Below are 17,539 nucleotides of genomic sequence, written 5' to 3'. Positions count from 1 at the left end.
GTGTCAACCGGCGCGCAAAACTGACCCCCTATCGGCGCCCAATATTGACCCCACCTTTCGGCAGCGCGGCGGTTATCCCGGTAGTCGATAGGAGGGGCCCACGGACGACGACGCGCACCGTCAGGTGTGCTGGCGGCGGCGTCCGTGGGAGGTCCCTGTTGACCCACCGGGTTAACCGCCGGGGATGGGGGTCCGGGGGAAGGGGTTTTGGGCTCAGTTCCGGTTTTTGAACCGCCAGCTGTCGTTGCCTGTCTCGATGATGTCGCAATGGTGGGTGATGCGATCGAGGAGCGCGGTGGTCATCTTGGCGTCGTGGAAAACGCTCGGCCATTCGCCGAAGGCAAGATTGGTCGTGATGATCACAGAGGTCTTTTCGTAGAGCTTGCTGATCAGGTGGAAGAGCATTTGGCCGCCGGAACGGGCGAAGGGGAGATAGCCCAGTTCGTCGAGCACAACGAGATCAAGACGTGAGAGTTGAGCGGCAAGGCTTCCGGCTTTGCCCAGACGTGCTTCTTCCTCAAGCCGGTTCACCAGATCAACCGTATTGAAGTATCGGCCTCTGGTGCCGGCGCGCACCACGGCCGCGGTAATGGCGAGCGCCAGATGAGTCTTGCCCGTGCCCGTTCCGCCGACCAGCACGATATTACGCCGCTCCGGCAGGAAGGAGCCGGCGTGCAGGGAGCGGATCAGCCCTTCGTTGATCGGCGTTCCGTCGAACATGAACCCATCCAGGTCCTTGATTGCCGGAAGCTTCGCCGCGGTCATCCGGTAGCGGATCGACGCTGCCTCCCGATGTGCAGTCTCGGCACGCAGCAGGTCGGCTAGCATCTCCATGATCGTTCTGTCGCGGCGGATGCCATTGGTGACGGCGTCATCGAAGGCAGTGACCATGCCCTTGAGCCCCAGCCCCTTGAGGGCTGCCACAATCTCATGCCGCTGCATTGAGGCCTCGCACCGTGTCGTAGCGGGCGCAGTCTGCAATCGGCGGATGCTTGAGCTTCAGGTTGACGACGACGTCCATGGCCTGGGCATCGCGAGGCTCACGCCGGCGGGACAGGATGTTGAGGATGACCTCATCGCTGACCGTTCCTGCGCTGAGGGCCTCGGCGACTGCGGCTTCAACAACCTCGAGGCCGTCGTCGGGAATGGCGGCCAGGACGCGCACGAAGCGGCGATCCGCATCATCGCCCTTACCCAACTTGCGCCGCAGCTCGGCAAGTACAGGTGGAAGATCCCAGTTCTGGAAGGGAGCGCCGTTCCGCAGGGCGCCGGGCTTGCGCGCAAGGATCGGCAGGTAATGCCAAGCGTCCGTAATCGTCTGGTTCCGACCAAAGACACGCTCGTGTTCGGCGATGACTGCACCATCCGAACGGATCACGATGCGCGTTGCGTAAGCACGTACCTGGACGGTTTGATGCGCCGCCTTTGCCATCACCGAGTACCGGTTGCGATCAAAGCTCACCAGGCACGTCGAACTCGCCACGTGCTCGCTCTCGAAGAACCCGTCGAACGGGGCGGGTAGCGGTTGCAGCATCGGCCGTTCTGCCTCCAATGCCTGTGCGATCGTCATATCCAGATCGGGATGCCCGTTGCGCTCTGCCCAGCGCCTGCACTCGGCTTCCAGCCAGATGTTTAGTTCCTCAAGGCTGGCAAAGCGCAGGCGCGGCTTGAACAGCCGTTCCCTGCTGGTCTGGACCTGGTTCTCGACCTGCCCCTTCTCCCATCCCGCAGCAGGGCTACAGGCCACCGGCTCCACGCCATAATGATCCGTCATGATCAGAAATCGTCGGTTGAACAGCCGGTCCTTGCCGATGAAGACCGTCGTCACCGCCGTCTTCATGTTGTCGTAGATACCGCGCGTCGGAACCCCGCCGAAGAAGGCGAAGGCGCGGGCATGAGCGTCAAAAACCATCTCCTGCGTCTCGCGGGGATAGGCGCGGACGAATGGCGCCCGTGACCAGCAAAACCGCATGTGCGCGACCTTCACCCGCATCGGCTTGCCCGCGATCTCGACGTCCTCGTGGCTCCAGTCGAACTGGTAAGCCTCGCCTGGCCTGTACATCAACGGGATGAACACCTTGCTCATATCGCCGGCGTCGGCGCGACGCTCACGCTTCCAGCGCGCGGCATAGCGCCGCACAGCGTCATAGGAACCGCCGAACCCTTCGCGCTGAAGGAGATCATGGATCCGCGTCATACGAAGCCGGTCACGCCGGGGCAGTCCTTCATTCTGCTCGAGCAAGTCTTCGAGACGAGCACTGAAAGGTCCGGTCTGCGGCCGGTGCTGTTCCTTACGCTCGTAACTGGCGTCCGCGTCCGGTGCCCGAACCGCCTTGCGCACCGTGTTGCGCGACAGCCGCAAATCCCGCGCTATCGCCTTGATAGGCTTCCCGTCCCGGTGCTCCCGACGGATCCTCGTAATCGTCTCCACAACCAACATCCCTGTACCCGCCGTCCGGAACCCAAACGGCGGCGCTTCTCATGATGAGATGAAGGGGGTCAATTTTAGACGCCGATCACCCCGCTAAGGGGGTCAATTTTGCACGCCGCTCCACAATCAAGTGGGAGTGGTGGACAGACGTTGAGCGGGTCGCTTCCGTGGCCGCTGGCCGCGACAGCAAGGCTGCTCTCCGCGCTTCGGCTTCCAAGTCGGCAATGGTGCAGGACGGCTACCGCGCACCGGACGTCCGCGAGTTCTCCGAGAGGCCGCGCCTCGCCGTCACCAACCTCACGGCGTTCGACCAGCAGATGGCTGAAGTCGGCGGTGGGTCGCTCGGGCGAATGCTCGAAACCCTCCATCGGACCCGCGCCGCCGTCGGCAACACCGTGGATGCCCTCGGCACCGCGACGGCGAAGGTCGTGGCTGGCGGTCTGGATGACTGGGGACGGTCCTTCGTGAAGACGAAAGAGACCTACTCCCTCGCTGCCCGGCAAGCCATCCGCGAGACCATGCAGCTGGGACTTCCCGTCGACGAGACGCTGAAGCTGGCGCAGAAGCGCGCCGTGCAGTTGGCCGAGATGCCGCCGAAGGAACTCCTGGATCAAGTAGAGGAAGCTCTGCTCACCAAGGGCGACCTGCCGGAGGACCTCAGGTTCGCCATGGGTCTCTCACAGCAAGCCGAGAAGGAAGCCGAGCGCGTCCTTTTCATGGACGGCCCGCAGACGGCGTATGGCCGCGTTGCTGAAAAGGCCGCGAAGGGCATCGACAAGGTGTTCTCCCTTGGGACCGTCGAGGGCATGCTGATGACCTACGTCCGCACGCCCCTCCGCATCTTCGAGCGCGGCATGGTCTCCTACACCCCGTGGGGTGTGAAAGCGAAGGAGGTCCAGGACATCCTCGCCAAGGGCGGCATGGAAGCGGAAATCGAAAAGGCTCGCATGGAGCTTGGATCGATGGTCATGGGCATGGGCGCAATGCTCGCCGCCTCTGGCGCAATCACGCTGACCAACGGCGGCTACGACAACTCGCAGAACCTCAAGGGCGCACCTCCGGGTCGCCTCAATCTCCCCGGTGGGACCTTCGTGGAAATCGGGAGGCTCGATCCGTTCGCGCTGACGCTCGCCCTGGGCGGGTTCGTGGGGCAGGCTTGGAAGGCCTACCAAGACACCGGCAAGGCTGGCTACGAACACGACGAGGCGCTGGCCACGGCGTTGCAGATTGGGTTCCTCGCAGCCCGTGAGGGTATCCTTGAGAAGACCTACGTCACTGGGGTCCGCGACCTAATCAAGAGCGCGTTCTCCGAGCAGGAGGAAGGTCTCCGCGCGGGTTACGAGAAGGCCGTGATGAGCGCCTTCACCCGCGCTATCCCGCTCGCCGGTACGAGCCGCATGGCTAACGACACCCTTCACGGCACGGCCCCAGAGGCGGTCGGTTGGATGGATAACATCCTCCGCGCCGTCCCAGGTGGCGGACTGATCCTGCCCTCTCGCATCGATCCTCTCGGGAACGAAGCCAAGGGGCGGACCTTCGGTGTCGCGGCAGGGACAACGTCGAATGTCGATCCCGTGACCGCGCAGCTGGCCGACCTCGGCGTCGACATCCAAGGGCTGTCCAAAGCGGACCCGACGGGCTTCCGCCTGTCGAGCGAGGAGGTCTCGGAGCTGCGCAGATTGCGCGGAACCGAAGCCACCAACAGCGATGGCGAGACCATGAAGGAAGCCTTGGGCCGCCTGATGGCCGACCCCTGGTTCCAGCGGCTGCCCTCCAAACAGCAGAAGCAGGACGAGGTCGTAAGCCTCATGCGCGACTTCAACACTCCCGCTCGGGAGCTGCTGGAGGCACGCAACCCGACCTACGCAGCCGACCGCGCGGCGATGAAATCCCTGACCGAGTACATGGCAGACGGGATGGCCCGCAAGGACGCGTCCGATGCCGCCCGGCAGGACGTAACCGCCGCAGGGCTGCCAGATCCTACCCGCCTCTAAGGAGAACCTTGACTTATCCAGTCGTCGAATACGTGAACGCGGCGGCAGGCACGACGGACTTCGATGTCCCCTTCCCGTTCCTGTCGTCTCGCCACGTCGAGGTGCTGGTCAGCGGTGCGCAAGCCTACATTTTGGAATGGATCGGAGACCGGCGGCTGCGGCTGGCGGCTCCGGTTCAGACTACTGATGTGGTCACGATCCAGCGCAACACGCCCATCGAGACCGCCCTCGTACAATTTCAGAATGGCGCGGTCCTCACGCAAGAGGACCTAAACACAGCCGTCACCCAGCTTCTGTTCAAGCAGCAGGAGCTGCAAGCCCTTTACGACGGGACCCTGAAGAGGGCCCGCATCCGCCTTGGCGAAGCCAACGGAATCCTCACCAAACCCGAAGAGGTCGTGCAGGAGCTGGCCAACCTCGTCCTAGAGGATGAGGTCCTGGCCATGTTCCGGCAGCGGATAGGCGACATCGACATCATGGGCGAGGTCCTGGCTGGCCACGGCGCTACTATCGAGGCGACCGAGAAGGCCGTCTCAGATGCCATCAGCGCCGAGGCTACCGCTCGCACTCAACTCGCGGCGACCCTGCGAAACGAGGTGGCCGCAGCCGTGACAACCGAGGCAAAAGCCCGCGTGGACCAGGACGGCGTCTTTGCCGGGCTGTTCACGCTACTCGGCGCGCAGAGCCCCGACGGCAGCGCGTTCATCCTGAACGACGACGTCGTGAAGCTGAGTGGCGATCAGTCCCTGGCCGAGCGCCTGTCGGGCCTGGATGTGGCCATCGGGGACGTCACTGGCTCCATCGTCAGCATCAACAAGGCCATCGCAGATGGCGACAAGGCGCAGGCTGAGGCGACTCAGCTGGTTCGGACGGACGTAGGCAACCTATCGGCCTCCGTCTCAACCCTCAGTCAATCAATCGACGGCGTGAAGGCGCGCTACGGCGTGTCACTCGACGTGAACGGATACGTCACCGGTTTCGTCCAGAACAACGACGGTCGGAACGGCTCATTCGTGATCTTAGCCGACCGATTCGCCATCGTGGCTCCTGGGGCGAACCCAACGGTCCCCTTCGAAGTCTCGCAGGGCGAAGTATGGGTGAACGGCCAGCGCATCCGGCCCGGCTCCGTCGACGTGGACCGCCTGCGGGTGACCAGCCTGTCCGCCTTGACCGCGAACATCGGCTTCCTCGTAAGCTACAACGGCCAAGGTGGTCGAGTGGAGCGCGACGGTAACGGCACGCGCGTCTTCGGGAACAACGGCGTTCTACGGGTCAAGATGGGCTTCTAATGCTCATCCTCAATGACGAGCAGGGCAACACCTTGCTCGACCTGTCGACGAAGCTCGTGAAGATCATCGGGAGCCTGTCCATCGGCGGCGCAGGCTCGCCCCAGAGCGGGACCTTGGTGAACCCTTGGTTCTCCTTGGGACGGCCCTTCGCGCTGCCAATCAAAGGCAACGGATGGTTCGCCCCGCAGGGCGGTGACATCAGCGTCTCCATCTCCGGCAACGTCCTTACCTGGCGCTTTCCCTACGCCGCGTCAGCAGACTGGCAGCGGCCCGAAACGACGATCCTCTACGGCATATACTGATGGGCTTATTCCAGACCTTCGACAGTGAAGGGATGCTCCAGCTCGACTGTGACCTCTTCACGCACTTCTTCGTTTACAAGGGAACCGGAACGCTTGGGCCTCGCCGCTACGGGAACACGAACCCGAGCAGCTGCACGGTCGACATCGGGCCGTCCCTTCAAGTCCCCCTCATCGGCATCCAATGCTCCGCACGTGTGGGCCTACTCGGCACCTACCGTAACCCTAACACGGGCGTTACGACGTGGCAGTACGTTTCGGACGGTGTCGAGGGTACGCCGTTCACCTACTTTGTGTGGGACACCACGAAGAACCAGCCGGTGAACCGGGGGCTCTTTGAGCTGTACGATGAGTTCGGCTACCTCACCTTCTCCGACGCCCTCCGCCCCCTCGTGTGCCCGAGCGTCGTCACCACAGGCTCTTACGTGAGCCTGCCGGGGCGATCCCTTGCGTTTATCCAAGGGGCCTACGGGGGACACCGTATCGCAGGCGAGCCGCGCGGGAGCCGCACCGGCAACATCCCGGTGAACCCCGACGACCCTGATGCCGTAATGAGGTGGGAGTACACCAACGATGGTAAGGTCTACGGGGCGAGCGCCGGAAACGGCTACGTCTCCGCAGGCTCCATTTCACATGATGACGTCACCGCAGTGCTCGGCGTCGGGACTGCGGATTGGGCTTATAGCCAAATCCCTCCCGGCTGGCTGAACAACCTCTTCGGCTTCGTGGCTGACGTCACGCACCTTTGAAAGACAACATGAACCTCGACCAACTCAAGACCCAGCAGCTCCAGCTTCTCGCGCAGAAGGCGCTGAAGCTCGACGAGATCAAGAACATTGACGCCGCCCTCGGGCAAGTCGGTGCGATCCTCCAGTACGCGGAAGCGCAACCTGCGCCGGTGCCGGAGCCTGCGCCCACAGAATAAGGACGCCTGATGGTCGCCCCCACCAACACGCAGCTGGCCGCCCAGGTCGCCGCGACACTCCAGAAGATCAACGAGCGGGAAGCGCAGTACCGCGATTGGCTGGCGGGCACCGCAACAGGCGGCCCCAACGGCGACGGGCGTTATCCGGTCACCAACATGTCCGGCGACACGTTCCTCCTGCGAAGCCTTGCGAGTATCGTGGACACGGTCGAGGGCCCGGCGGGGAAATCCGTCGAGGCGCAGCAGGCTTCCGAGGCCGCCCGAGACGCTGCTGTCACGGCACAGAACAAGGCCACTCAAGACTCACTGGTCTCCAACGAGGCGCGCGTGGAAGCTGGTCAGTCCCGCGACCTCGCTAAGCAGTACCGGGACGACGCCGCCGCCTACGCATACAACCTACAGGTCACCCGCGATGCCACTCAGGGCATGAGCGAAACCGCGCAGGCTGCGAGGGATGAAGCGGTGGCCGCGAAAGATACCTCGGTTGAAGCTAGGGACACCACCCTCGCAGCACGCGCGGAAGCCGTCACGGCTCGCGACGAAGCTCAGGGGTTCGCAGAGTCGATCAATCCGGGCGTGCTGGCCACTAAGGCTGACCTTCAGACCGAAGTCGCGCGCTTGGTTGGGCAAGCCCCCGAGACCATGAACGCTCTGGACGAACTGGCGGCAGCGCTAGGTAACGATCCAAACTTCGCCACCACCATCGCCTCCCAGCTCGCCGCTAAAGCACCCAAAATTCATTCGCATGTACTTGCTGACATCATAGGGCTCCAAAGCGCCCTAGACGGGAAGTCGGACGTTCACACCCACCCTTACCTGCCGCTCACCGGCGGTAAGATTATCGGGGCTGTGGATGTGGGAGCGGCCAATGGCCACTTGATCCAGCTCACTAATGACGGTGCCATCGAGATAACCCGAGCAGGAAGCTACGCCTACATCGATTTCAAAGGGTCACTGGCAGATGACTACGATGTTCGCTTCCAGGCCGTCGGTAAACAGATGACGGTCGTTGCGGCTGGTGGCTTTCTGGTCAACGGCACTCCGGTCATGCCGTGCTACAACGGCGATTGGATCAGGACTCCTGATGGAAAGAACCGCCTTTATTTTCAGCAGAACGGAACGACGTTCTTCGGTACGAGCGGGCAGTTCGAATGGAGGAACGGGTCCGACGCGACGGTTGCGATCCTTGAGTCCGGCGGCAACTTCAACGCGAAGGGCAACCTCTACGTCGGTTGGGGCACAAACGCCACCTACATCTACATGCGCGATGACGATGAGGGCGAGCGTGCAATCCACTGCAACGGAAACCGGATCGGCTTCCTGAACCAAGGCGGAGGATGGGGCGCTTACTGCGAAGATAACGGCAACTGGGGCACGGACGGCGACCTTCACGCCCAAGGCTCACTCTACGTTAGCAAGAACAACGCAACTGGCGGCGGCATCGTGCTCGCAGACGATGGCGACATTGTGGACCTTAACACGGGCTACTGTGCGCTGCGCTTCTCCAGCGGCGTCCAGATATACTCTGGCAACCGTGGTGGCTTTGCTCAGATAACTCTTGGGTCTAACGGCAACATCGCCGCTAATGGCGACATCACCGCGTTCTCCGACGAGCGCCTGAAGTCAGACATCCGGTCCATCGGCAACGCCCTTGAAAAGATCGAGCGCCTGCGCGGCACCATGTACATCAAGGATGACCGCCGTTCCCTCGGCGTTATCGCTCAGGAGGTCCGGCGTGTCTTCCCCGAGGTCGTTCACGAGGACGAGCGGGGGTATCTCTCGGTGGCCTACGGTAACCTGATCGCCCCCCTTATCGAAGCCGTGAAGGAACTGGCAGAACGCGTCCGCTTCTTGGAGGCTTACGCATGACCCTACCTTCCTCAGGGACCATCAGCCTCTCCCAGATGCGCAACGAGTTCGCCTTGGGGAACCCCGTCAGCATGTCGCAGATGTATGGTCGCGGAGGGGCCCCTGGTTCGGGTCCCATTTCCTTCTCGACCATGCGCGGACGCAGCAACTCTCCGTTCGACGTCCAGCCCGGCACCTACAGCCGCTCGGCGTTCAGAACGGTGTCTTTCGCCATTGTGTGCACTGGGTCGGCTGTTTGGAATGTCAGCTGGTCGAGTGCGCTGAACACTTCTCAAAATATCGGCAATGGCGGGAGCGGGACTACCCTGCAAATCTCCCTGACTTCTCCCCGTCAGGGCTCCGCCGACACTGGCTTCTGGTATCCGACCCTCACCCGCACGGCAACAATCACCGCCACGGTCAACGGTCGAAACTACACCTGGACCATCACTCTGACGTCCCAAGGGACTTAAAGGAAATCTCATGATCTACATTCTTGTCTCCCTGGCGCTCCTCGCAGTCGCCGGGTTCCTCTTCGTACGCAGCCGCCGTGCAGGCGGTGCAGCTTCGGAGCCGACCGGCGGGACCGGCGGCGGTGGAGGCATCAGCCCCAACATGCCCTCGCTGGACTAAGTGGAGCCCTCGGTGTCCCTGAAGGACATGCTCAGGGATCACCTCCTCCCTGCGGTTGCCACCGCTGCCGTTCTTGGCGGCGGGGCATCCATCATTCAGACCAAGGTCGACGTAGCGAAGCACGACGAGCGCATCTCGCGAATCGAGAAGCTCGATGCGACCATGGATAAGCTGACCGGCGAACTCGCGGAGACCCGTGAGACCCTCGCCCGTGTCGAAGCACGACAGGAGAGACAGCCATGAGCCGCGCTGGCTCCGACATCATGGACATGCTCCACAGTCTCGTCGCTACTGGCCTGACTGAGGAGCTGGAGCGTGCCATCTCGGCAGCAGCCGACCCCGACCCTGCGAAGCGGGTACCCATCAACCCTCAGTTGATCGACAAGGCCCTGAAGTTCCTGAAGGACAACGGCATTGACGCCCCGCGTGCGAACAAGAAGGTCGACACGCTGGCTGGCGTTCTGACCGACTTGGACCTTGATGCAGAGGCTTCAGCCCTCCGCATGAACTGACCTAGGGCTGCCGGGGGACGCACTCGAAAATGTAAGTGTAGCCTCCGCCCCCTATACGCTTCGCGAGCTTGCCGAACTTGGCGCAGTGCGCCCCTGCAAGTTCGTAAGCCTGCTGGGTGTCCGGTTCGTCATCGACGGTAACGCTGACCTCGTTCCCGGCCACCTTCGCCTTGGCATAAGCCACACCCGCACAGGCACACAGCATTGCGGCAGCGGCAGTCATCGCGATTGCTTTTCTCATGGCCGGACAATGCCGCAGCGCCCGTCCGCCTTCAATCCCCGAAAGGACCCGTGACCTCCCAGGAGATACTCCAGGGGGACTTCCTCAAGTTCCTCTGGTACGTGTGGACGAGGCTTCTGCTCTTGCCGAAGCCGACCCGCGTACAACTCGACATCGCCCGCTTCCTAGAGAGCGGTGGTCGCCGCAGGTTCATCCAAGCATTCCGTGGGGTCGGTAAGACCTTCCTCACCGCCGCCTACGTGGTCTGGCGACTCTGGAAGAACCCGAACCTCAAGATCATGATCGTGTCTGCGAACGAGAGCTTCGCGACCGAAATTGCCCTCTTCATCAAACAGATCATCGAGCACGAGGCCGGTAACGACCTCTGGAGCGACCTGCGCCCCCGGCCCGGACAACGAACCTCCGCTCTGATCTTCGACGTCGGACCCGCCAAGGCCGACAAGTCACCCTCGGTGAAAGCCGTTGGCATCACCGGACAGCTCACCGGCTCCCGCGCCCACCTCGTACTCTTCGACGACGTCGAGGTCCCCAAGAACTCCGAGACGGAGACCATGCGGGAGAAGCTGGAGACGAAGACCAAGGAAGCGGCGGCGATCCTGAAGCCCGGCGGCGAAATCCTCTACCTGGGGACCCCGCAGTCGGAACAGTCGATTTACCGCAAGCTCCCTGAGAAGGGCTACGAAGTCCGCATCTGGCCCGCCCGCTACCCGCTGACGGAGAAGCTGTCGAACTACGGCGGCTTCCTCGCCCCGCTCCTGATGGAGGACCTCAAGGCCCGCCCGGAACTGATGAAGGCCGTTGGGTCCACTGTGGGCGGAGCCCCGACCGACCCTGGCCGGTTCACCGACCTCGACCTGATCGAGCGCGAGACCGAGTACCGGGCCGCAGGCTTCCTGCTCCAGTACCAGCTCGACACGACCTTGTCGGACGCGGAGAAGTATCCGCTGAAGACCCGAGACCTCATCGTCACCGACTGCGACAAGAAGGTCGCTCCGGCACGTCTGGTCTGGGGCTCCTCGCCCGAGCTGGCCATCAAGGACGTGGAGAACGTCGGCTTCGATGGCGACCGTCTCTTCCGCCCCATGCACGTCTCCTCGGACTTCCTGCCGTACACCGGCAGTGTCATGCACATCGACCCTTCGGGCCGTGGGCGCGACAGGACGACCTACGTGGTCACCAAGTTCCTCTGCGGTTACATCTTCGTGACCCGCTGGGGCGGCTACCAGGACGGCTACGGTCCACAGACCCTAGCAGCCCTTGCCCAGGTCGCTGCGGACGAGGAGGTCAACCTCATTGTCCCAGAGGACAACTTCGGTGACGGCATGTTCGGCAAGCTACTCGAACCCTACGTCAATCGGCTCCGGCCCTGTCGGATTGAAGGCATAAGAGCGAAGGGACAGAAGGAGCTGCGGATCATCGGGGCCCTGGAGCCCACGATGCGTCAGCACCGCCTTGTCATGGACACCAACGTCCTGAGGGCTGACCTCAAGCAACCCGTGGCGCACTCAGGTCTTTTCCAGCTCACCCACATGACCGAGGCTCGTGGAGCCCTCAAGCATGACGACATGGTCGACGTGCTGGCCATGGGCGTGCAGCACTGGGCGGAATATCTCAATGCTGACGCCAAGAAGGCCGAGGACGACCGCAAGCGCAAGGCAGATGCCGAGTGGGAGCGGAGGTTCTTCGAAGGGACCGTTGGTCACTCCTTCATGAAGAAGCCATCTACCGTGGCAGCTCGGAGAGGCCGAGGGAGACCTGTGGGACGGAGGTAAGGAGTTGGTGGGGGATTGATACCCTCCACCACCCTTCCCGGCCTGGGGGCGTCCTAGGTATACCCTAAGGTATAACCCACCCCCGAGGATGGGTGATAATTGGGGTCGGTCACTTTTGCTGCAAAAATCCGAAGCGGGATAACGCATCTCGCTTGCCCGCCGTACCCCCCGTGGCCCCTGCCGTCCTCCTCATGCCTCCTGCGGTGCCCGCGATGCCCTCGATCCCCAAGGCTCACCTAGTGCCCATGGCGCGATATGTGGGCACGATCAAACGGCACCCTACGGAAACCTTGGGTTCGCGTGGAGCACTGGGGACCATGCGAAGGCACGGCGGGTGCTATGGGGTGGCCTGCGGGCTGCCTACGGTGCCATTGGTTCGGGCGTGCTCTTGGCATGCCCTGCTTTTATCGGTTCTGGAGTCCGTACAGAGCCTCCAGGCCCACACCGCACCCAAGGCACCCTAAGGCCCCTCAATCGCCTCCACGGGCCTCCTACGGCCATCCTGCGGAACCCCTGCGAATCACTGCGGCTCCACGATCAAAGGGGACACTGTGGAGCACTGCGGATGTTCTGCGGTGACCCTAGGTGCCTGCGGTGCCCTGCCTGTTTTCCCTAGGACTTCTGCGGCTTTGCGGAAAAAGTTCGCCTAGACTGATTTTTTCTCTTGCAAGTTAGTTCCACTAGGCATAGTTTCATTCTCACCGAACGACGAAAGACGTTTCGGACATAGCGGCCCTGATAGCCGCAACGGCGCAAGCCGATAGAGCAATCCCAACGGTCGGAAGGCCAAGCCTAGGGACAAGTGGCCCGGATCATACCGGATAAGCCCGATGGCACTCCAAGCTATGCGGCGGGAGGTCAATCCGGTCCTCCTGCCTGCAAGGTCGCTTGGTAGCTCTAGCGTCTCGACCCCCGAACCGTTCTATCCTGACCCGATCAACGGCAACGCTAGGGCCACCAAGCCACCTTATAAACAGAACTTCCACTAGAGGGATGATTAGCCATGGCAGACAACGTCGCCGTCCTCGCGGGTTTCACCGAGGAACTATTTGCAGACTGCGCAGAGGCTTCCATGCCGATCCTGGTCCAGCCCGGCACGGACCTCGACGGCTCGTTCAAGGCTTGGGACATGGATAATCAGGAGTTCGTCCGCATCAACGGATGGTACTGGTCCTTCGAACCGACCTAATGCTTCCACTAGAGAGACGAGCGGGGCTCGCAATGCCCCGCCGGTTTCCTGAGGGCCGCTTAGTGCGGTCTTCCGGTAACCGAATGAGGATCAACGCCATGTCCTACACCGAAGACGACATCATGCACGAGAACGGCGCCTTTTGGGTGCTTCGGGAGCGTAACCGGAAGCGTGGCCGGTTCGACTTCTTCACCTATGAGAATGTTGGCACCCACAGTGTAAGGCGGGGCACCTTCGCCCTCGCAGACGAGGCTGACAGTCTCCGCCGCGCGATCAAGGACTGTGACTCTCGTGCCTTCACCGCAGCGGACGACGCATGGGGTGCGGAGCTGGTCAAGGCCTATGGCAAGGCTGCCTGCAACGCTCGCTACGATGCGCGCGGGACGGCAACGGATCGGCTCAAGTCCCTCTACCGGGTCCGCGAAGAAGCCGGAAGGGCTTGCGGTCTCCTGGCCGATGTGACGAGCCGATACGCAGCCTGACACTTCCACTAGCGGGATGGTCCGCCGTCCCGCCAGTTCCCCGAGGGCATCGCAAGGTGCCTTCCGGTAACTGCAAGAGGAGTGAGAAACTGTGGCAACCGTCACGATCCAGCTTGAGAGATACGCTTATCCGCGCATGACGGCATCGCTTGAAATCCCTGCGATGATCGTCGGGGATATTGCGGTCCACCGTCGCGCCTTCTGGGGCGAAGGTGATGCGCCCTCTGCGGCGACCGCTACGCGCAATGGCTACTGGACGGCAACGCACGTTCCCTCCGGCCTCAACTGCGGGATGGCGTGCCCTCTCCCTGAGCGGACCCGGAAGCGGGCGGATGTCGTGGATTGGGCCAAGCGCTGGCAAGCCGCGATCCCGGAGTATTTCGAAGCAGCCCGTACCGATCCAGAAGCCGCTAACCGGGCACATGGTCGGAATGCCATCGAGGCCGCACGTTATTGCTGACAGGTCCGCGAGAGCGCCGGGGGTAATCCTCCGGCTCTCCTATCGGCCCTGCCGCTCCTTCGGGAGCTTGCCGAACCCATCCGGGCAGTCGCTCGGATCGCTGCCGGGACGCTTCCCGGTAACTCAAAGGGCAATCGCTATGAGAAAGCGAACCCAACGGCGGCCCCGCAAGGGTCGTCGGGTCCCGCCTCCGGGCCTTATGGTCTGGATGGGATGGGCGGTGTCCGTCGGCAAACTGATCACCGCCCTCGTTAGCCTCCTGAACGGAGACTAGCGCCAAAGCCTCCGGTCGGGTGAGAAGTCCGGCCGGGGGTCTCTCGAACCTTAGCGCCAATTAGGGAACGAGACAATGCGTCAGAGCATCACCACGAAATACCTGGGCCCGACGAACAGCAAGGGCTCTCGCATCAAGGCTACGGCTCGCAAGAGGTCCCACAGCTTCCCCGAACAGGCTCTTACGAGCAACTACGGCTACCGCAGCACTGAGGAAGAACACTGCATTGCCGCGCACGCCCTCGCAGCGAAGCTGGGGTGGTCGGGACTGTGGGTCGGCGGCGGAAACGTCGACGAGGACGGCTATGTCTTTGTTAACGTCCCCGGCAACCTGACAGACGGAGAGGTAACGCATTGGGCCGCGCAGGGCGCGTGGGGCATGCGGGGCCGCGACTGGTTCTTCGTCGAACCGAAGGCGGCGGCAGAATGAGCCGCGCTAGACTCCCTCACGTCGCCCTAGGCACCCTCTTGGGCCTCCTGGCGTCCGCCTGGGCATGTTCCGCCCTTTCCGACTGGATCGGTAAGCCCATTGCAGGCTGCGCCTGGATTACCCTCGGCGTTGCCTTCGCGCTCCTGGGGGCACTCGGGGGTGCAGCGGTGGGCGAGACGCCCACGATAGCCTAGCGCGGCTTGTGCCGCTCCCAGGCGACCCCAACGGCGAAACCGCTGCCGCCCACAAGCCACAGCAGTAACGCCCAATCCACCCAATTCCAGCCCGCCGTGTTCATTCGGTCGCCCTCCGGCGGCTCGGATGCCTGCGCGTGTGGCCGAGGTCAACCGAGAGTGTGATCGATGTCCGAATGCAAACGCGGCTCGCTTTACGCCGCTCCCTACGGAGACGCCCTAGAGGAGATGGAGGATGTCCGTTGCTGACCGCGCAAAACTTGCCTGCGCGGCGGCAGACCTCGCACAGGCTCTCGTGAAACAATGGGGCGAGGGAGTTGGTCTTCCCTTGCTCTGTGCATACTACAGCGGCGCGGGGCCGCTGACCGCTGCCGAAATTGGAGAGCTTGCCGGGCTGAGTGAAGACACGGCTCGTCGCAAACTTCAGGTGCTCAAAAGCATCGGGAGAGTGAACGCTACAGCCACTCGCCCCGTCCGCTACGCACCCTCCGAACGGCATGCTGAAAAAAGCATTAAATTAATAGAAAAGTTCGTTGAAACCGCAACTTGCGGCTAGGCCTTTCGTCTAGGCGAAGGGCCTGTCAAAGAGGCGGCAGGGAACGGGGGTTCCCTGTTTGTTCTTGCTTATAGGAAATTTCCTACGCATAATGGGTAGGAAGAATCCTCTTGATCGGGTCAGGATTAGATGGTTACGGAAGACAGACATTCCGCCTTAGATGGCGTCCCTAAATACGGAGAATGCAATGACAAGCCGCTCACGCCGGAGCGACCAGCTCACGCTGCGCGTCGGAGACTTAACCGACTTCTCCACGGCATTGATAGTCCTTGCCGAATTGGCACCGGAGCGCACGACGCTGGCGCAGATGACGTTCTTCCTGCTGGCCGCCACGGCGGACCTGTCGGGTAAGCCAGCAACCTTCTCGTCGATCAAGGAGGCCGTTGGCCCGCTCATCAACAAGAGCCTCCATACGACGTACAAGGTTTTCCTCGATAAGCCCCTCACCCGCTCAGACTACGAGAGCAAAAGGCAGGGCCTCGGCTGGCTGTATCGTGAGGAAAACCCTGTCGACAATCGCGAGAAATTCCTCCGTCTCACGGCCCAGGGCCGCAACATCATCGCTGAGCTTATGGAAGCCCTCGACGGCGCTAAGCCCCAGCCATCAGCAAAGGAACCAGCTTCATGACGATCAAGATTGGCACCAAGCCGAACGGTGTCCTTTACCTCGACGTGCGCCTCCCGGACCCGGAGACGGGCGAACTCAAGCGGTCCCGCGTGGGCCTCGATACTCGCGACATGGCTGATGCGAAGCGCCAACGCGCTGACTGGCTCGCCGGTCGCCACCCTAAGCACCCAGCAATGGGCGGCATCATCGCCGCAAAGGGCCGTGCCCCTCTTTCAGATAGTTCCACTAGCCAGATGTCTCCCAAAGGCGGATTGACTCTCGCCGCGTGGATAATCGACTGCATCGACACCAACTGGCGTGGCAAAAAGGCCCGCAGGACCCACGAGAGCAACGCTAAGGTGCTCCAACAGGCCATCATGAAGGCCGACCTGGGTGACCTCGCGCTCAAGGACGTCGCCAGCGTTCATATCCGCCAGATTGAGAAGGCGATCCGGGACAGCGGCAGCTATGCCGAGGGCTCCGTGAACAAGCTCATGGGTGCGCTGTCATCCGCCCTCACCTACGCCACAGAGAACGACGACCCGGCCACCGGCAAGGCGTACCTCCTGGTGAAGCCCAAGTTCCCCAAGATCGAAGTCAGGAACATCCGCGAGCGCGTCCTGAGTGAAGCCGAGGAGGCTGCGCTGTACGAGTGCATCGCCAAGCGAATCGAGGACGAGCCCTCGCGTCCCTGGAGGCACGTTGGGTGGCTCATCACGGTCGCCCTGGACACCGGCTTCCGTCTGAGCGAGCTGCTCTCCCTGGGCCAGCGCTCGCTGCGCATGAAGCGGTGGGTCGATCCGGTCACCGGCCAGAAGTTCGAGGCCGCGTACATCGGCCTGGAGCGCTATGTCACCAAGAGCGACAAGCCGCGCGAGGTGCCCTGCACTGACCGCCTGCTCCGCACGATCCCCTTGCTGAACGCGTTGGCCGTCAAAGGCCGTTGGTTCCCCTGGAAGCCGGGCGCGAGCGGCATCCACTATTTCCTACTGAACCTCAGGGCGGACATGGAGGCTGCTGGCTATGACATTTCAGACGTCTCGATGCACACCATGCGTCACACCTGCGCGACTCGCCTAGCGGTCGGAGGGATGGACTTGCTGGCCCTGCGGGACTGGCTCGGGCACTCGGACATCAAGATCACCGCGCAGCGCTACATCCACCTGATGAGCAGCCACCTCTATCGCGGAGCCGCTATCCTGAACTTAGGTGGCACGATTCCGGCAGGCGGTATTATCGAACCGGAGGAGAGTGAAACCTCCACTCTTAATAATATTCCGTCTAGTGGAAACGATAGTGCCATGGTTGGCGCGCCCTCCCTCCAATAACCCCAGGTTTTCTGCGGGTATCGTGGTATCGTCCCGACCAACGAAAAACGCCGCCTTCTGCTTCGTGCAGAAGGCG

Annotated in this window: 21 protein-coding genes; 18 read left to right on the top strand and 3 right to left on the bottom strand. The window is 62.4% G+C overall.

The window, feature by feature from the left end; translation table 11 throughout:
* Positions 1-213 precede the first annotated feature (213 nt).
* Positions 214-942, bottom strand: coding sequence for an IS21-like element ISSsp4 family helper ATPase IstB (gene istB / locus L284_RS39095; RefSeq protein WP_021234579.1), 729 nt, complete (start codon positions 940-942; stop codon positions 214-216).
* Positions 929-2,440 (bottom strand): IS21 family transposase, encoded by a 1,512-nt coding sequence (istA, locus tag L284_RS39090; RefSeq protein ID WP_021234834.1) that lies wholly within the window; start codon positions 2,438-2,440, stop codon positions 929-931. The genes istB and istA overlap by 14 nt, the downstream gene beginning before the upstream one ends.
* Positions 2,441-2,598: 158 nt before the next feature.
* Here istA and L284_RS48245 point away from each other — a divergent pair, with 158 nt between their 5' ends.
* Genes L284_RS48245 through L284_RS39050 form a run of 10 tightly spaced genes read left to right on the top strand, consistent with a single transcriptional unit; the run spans position 2,599 to position 9,931 of the window.
* A complete protein-coding gene (locus tag L284_RS48245; RefSeq protein WP_021234833.1) occupies positions 2,599-4,425 on the top strand; it encodes a hypothetical protein in 1,827 nt (608 codons plus the stop codon).
* Positions 4,426-4,433: 8 nt separating this feature from the next.
* Complete coding sequence (locus L284_RS39080) at positions 4,434-5,714, top strand: phage tail fiber domain-containing protein (RefSeq protein WP_021234832.1); 1,281 nt, start codon at positions 4,434-4,436, stop codon at positions 5,712-5,714.
* Positions 5,714-6,016 carry a hypothetical protein gene (locus L284_RS39075; protein WP_021234831.1) on the top strand — a complete coding sequence of 101 codons (303 nt, stop codon included), beginning with the start codon at positions 5,714-5,716 and terminating at the stop codon, positions 6,014-6,016. The genes L284_RS39080 and L284_RS39075 overlap by 1 nt, the downstream gene beginning before the upstream one ends.
* Positions 6,016-6,762, top strand: coding sequence for a hypothetical protein (locus L284_RS39070; RefSeq protein ID WP_021234830.1), 747 nt, complete (start codon positions 6,016-6,018; stop codon positions 6,760-6,762). The genes L284_RS39075 and L284_RS39070 overlap by 1 nt, the downstream gene beginning before the upstream one ends.
* A gap of 8 nt (positions 6,763-6,770) precedes the next feature.
* Entirely contained in the window at positions 6,771-6,938 is a 168-nt protein-coding gene (locus L284_RS48240) for a hypothetical protein (RefSeq protein ID WP_021234829.1), read from the top strand.
* A gap of 9 nt (positions 6,939-6,947) precedes the next feature.
* Positions 6,948-8,807 (top strand): tail fiber domain-containing protein, encoded by a 1,860-nt coding sequence (locus L284_RS39065; protein ID WP_021234828.1) that lies wholly within the window; start codon positions 6,948-6,950, stop codon positions 8,805-8,807.
* Positions 8,804-9,259, top strand: a complete 456-nt coding sequence (locus tag L284_RS39060; protein ID WP_021234827.1) for a hypothetical protein — start codon at positions 8,804-8,806, stop codon at positions 9,257-9,259. Before L284_RS39065 ends, L284_RS39060 begins: the two co-directional genes overlap by 4 nt.
* 10 nt (positions 9,260-9,269) lie before the next feature.
* Positions 9,270-9,419, top strand: a complete 150-nt coding sequence (locus tag L284_RS48235) for a hypothetical protein (RefSeq protein WP_021234826.1) — start codon at positions 9,270-9,272, stop codon at positions 9,417-9,419.
* A 12-nt stretch (positions 9,420-9,431) separates the two neighbouring features.
* Positions 9,432-9,662 carry a hypothetical protein gene (locus tag L284_RS39055; protein WP_152524699.1) on the top strand — a complete coding sequence of 77 codons (231 nt, stop codon included), beginning with the start codon at positions 9,432-9,434 and terminating at the stop codon, positions 9,660-9,662.
* Positions 9,659-9,931: a hypothetical protein gene (locus L284_RS39050; protein ID WP_021234824.1), complete on the top strand. Its 273-nt coding sequence runs from the start codon at positions 9,659-9,661 to the stop codon at positions 9,929-9,931. The genes L284_RS39055 and L284_RS39050 overlap by 4 nt, the downstream gene beginning before the upstream one ends.
* 1 nt (position 9,932) lies before the next feature.
* On the opposite strand, the gene L284_RS39045 is transcribed toward L284_RS39050, so the two are convergent.
* Positions 9,933-10,154: a hypothetical protein gene (locus L284_RS39045; RefSeq protein WP_152524698.1), complete on the bottom strand. Its 222-nt coding sequence runs from the start codon at positions 10,152-10,154 to the stop codon at positions 9,933-9,935.
* A 68-nt stretch (positions 10,155-10,222) separates the two neighbouring features.
* Here L284_RS39045 and terL point away from each other — a divergent pair, with 68 nt between their 5' ends.
* From terL to L284_RS39005, 8 genes are all read left to right on the top strand, one after another.
* Positions 10,223-11,944 carry a phage terminase large subunit gene (gene terL, locus L284_RS39040; RefSeq protein ID WP_021234822.1) on the top strand — a complete coding sequence of 574 codons (1,722 nt, stop codon included), beginning with the start codon at positions 10,223-10,225 and terminating at the stop codon, positions 11,942-11,944.
* A gap of 1,003 nt (positions 11,945-12,947) precedes the next feature.
* Positions 12,948-13,133 (top strand): hypothetical protein, encoded by a 186-nt coding sequence (locus L284_RS39035; protein WP_021234821.1) that lies wholly within the window; start codon positions 12,948-12,950, stop codon positions 13,131-13,133.
* A 98-nt stretch (positions 13,134-13,231) separates the two neighbouring features.
* Positions 13,232-13,615, top strand: a complete 384-nt coding sequence (locus L284_RS39030; protein ID WP_152524697.1) for a hypothetical protein — start codon at positions 13,232-13,234, stop codon at positions 13,613-13,615.
* A 91-nt stretch (positions 13,616-13,706) separates the two neighbouring features.
* Positions 13,707-14,075 carry a hypothetical protein gene (locus L284_RS39025; RefSeq protein ID WP_021234819.1) on the top strand — a complete coding sequence of 123 codons (369 nt, stop codon included), beginning with the start codon at positions 13,707-13,709 and terminating at the stop codon, positions 14,073-14,075.
* 349 nt (positions 14,076-14,424) lie between these two features.
* On the top strand, positions 14,425-14,778 hold the full coding sequence (locus L284_RS39020) for a hypothetical protein (RefSeq protein ID WP_021234818.1): 354 nt from the start codon (positions 14,425-14,427) through the stop codon (positions 14,776-14,778).
* Positions 14,779-15,207: 429 nt separating this feature from the next.
* The gene (locus L284_RS48000; protein ID WP_152524696.1) at positions 15,208-15,528 is read left to right on the top strand and encodes a helix-turn-helix domain-containing protein; all 321 of its coding nucleotides are present in this window, start codon (positions 15,208-15,210) and stop codon (positions 15,526-15,528) included.
* 187 nt (positions 15,529-15,715) lie between these two features.
* Complete coding sequence (locus tag L284_RS39010) at positions 15,716-16,156, top strand: hypothetical protein (RefSeq protein WP_021234816.1); 441 nt, start codon at positions 15,716-15,718, stop codon at positions 16,154-16,156.
* Positions 16,153-17,463, top strand: a complete 1,311-nt coding sequence (locus L284_RS39005) for a tyrosine-type recombinase/integrase (protein ID WP_021234815.1) — start codon at positions 16,153-16,155, stop codon at positions 17,461-17,463. The genes L284_RS39010 and L284_RS39005 overlap by 4 nt, the downstream gene beginning before the upstream one ends.
* Positions 17,464-17,539 lie beyond the last annotated feature (76 nt).

Source organism: Novosphingobium lindaniclasticum LE124 (genome assembly GCF_000445125.1).
GTDB classification, from domain to species: Bacteria; Pseudomonadota; Alphaproteobacteria; order Sphingomonadales; family Sphingomonadaceae; genus Novosphingobium; species Novosphingobium lindaniclasticum.
The sequence above is the reverse complement of the archived record's forward strand: the minus strand, read 5'-3'. Positions and strand labels throughout refer to the sequence as shown.